Origin of the sequence: Kitasatospora sp. MY 5-36, assembly GCF_001182915.1 — a bacterium.
GTDB lineage: Bacteria > Actinomycetota > Actinomycetes > Streptomycetales > Streptomycetaceae > Kitasatospora.
The window spans coordinates 1-1,544 of sequence record NZ_LFVW01001092.1 but is presented as its reverse complement, the minus strand read 5'-3'; the positions used below and the strand labels follow the sequence as shown (position 1 = coordinate 1,544).

General features: G+C 67.5%; 1 protein-coding gene. It reads left to right on the top strand.

What is annotated here, in order from left to right; translation table 11 throughout:
- Positions 1-378: 378 nt before the first annotated feature.
- Positions 379-1,544: Cys-Gln thioester bond-forming surface protein (locus AE652_RS40390; RefSeq protein ID WP_049660771.1), on the top strand; the 1,166-nt coding region annotated here is incomplete at its 3' end.

Sequence of the window (1,544 nt, the reverse complement as noted above, 5' to 3'; positions counted from 1 at the left end):
GGCGCCGAGGATGCCCTGACCTGATCGGTCGGTGACCTTCCCTGTCGACAAATATGTTGATCGAGAACGTCGTTGTGCCCGCACGCGCAATCCGACCGGATAACAGAAAGCGGCCCGGGACTTTCTGGTCGACCGTCAGCTTGTGTGGGACTTGAGGGGATTGATAACGATCCAGATACGGAATCGTCCTGATTTCGCATGGGGGTTTCCGGGCCTCTGGGGCTCAATAGGATTCGTCTGGTTCATACCCGTAGCAGTGCCACAGGGGGCACGCGCGGAACGGCAAGTCGGCGGGCCGCCCACTCGGTGCGGCCCGGCCCGGAGGGATCCCAGATGTTCCAGAGGCAGGGGCGGAGTCTGTCCCGGATAACCACTGTCATGCTCACGACCAGCTTGGTGCTTGGCGGAGGCCTGTTCGCGGCCGGTGCGGCGGTCGCGGCCGGCGCCCCGACCTCGGGCGTGACGGCGGAAGTCCAGAACGAGATGCTCGGCGAGAAGATCGACGTCGAGGGCAAGGGCACCGTCGACGGCGGCCTGTTCACCCTCAAGACGGCTGCCGGGGAGAAGCTCCGGACGTACTGCATCGACTTCGACAACCCGGTCTACCTGGACAGCGGCGCCAAGTACCACGAGGCGGACTGGGCGTCGAGCTCGCTCAACAGCAACGCGAACGCCCCCAAGATCCGCTGGATCCTGGACAACTCGTACCCGCAGGCCAGCCTGACGTCCCTCGCGACGGCCGCCGGCGTCGACAGCCTGACCGACGCGGACGCCGCCGCCGGCACCCAGGCCGCGATCTGGAAGTTCTCGGACAACAAGAACGCCGTCCCGCGCAACGACAAGGCCAAGAAGCTGCGCGACTACCTCGTCGGCGACGCCAACAAGGGCGTCGCGGCCGAGCCGAAGCCCTCGCTGACCCTCTCCCCGGACTCGGTCTCCGGGAAGTCGGGCGGCAAGCTCGGCCCGTTCCTGCTGAACTCCAGCGCGAACGAGGTCAAGCTGACCGTCACCGGCGACGCCGCGGACAAGATCAAGCTGCTGGACAAGGACAGCAAGCCGGTCAATGGCAGCCTGGCCGGTCCGATCGGCAAGGACACCCCGCTGTTCCTGGACGTGCCGGCCGGCACCCCGGACGGCAAGGCCGCCATCAACGCCACCGCCGAGGCCACCGTGCTCAGCGGCCGGGTCTTCATGAGCGGCGTGGACTCCCGCGGCCGCCACAGCCAGACCATGATCCTGGCCGGCTCCACCAAGGTGAACGTCGCCGGCGGCGCCAAGGCCACCTGGAAGCAGGGCAAGGGCGCGCTGGTCGACAGCACCGCCAAGGAGGAGTGCGCCACCGGCGGCGTGCGGGTGTCCGTCACCAACAGCGGTGACGAGGCCGCCACCGTCACGGTCGGCAAGCAGCAGGTCGCCGTCCAGCCGGGCAAGACCGAGAGCGTGCTCGTCAAGGTCGAGGAGAAGGCGCACTACGACTTCACCGTGACCGGCCCGAACGGCTACACCAAGCAGTTCACCGGCGTCCTGGACTGCAAGGTCGGCGT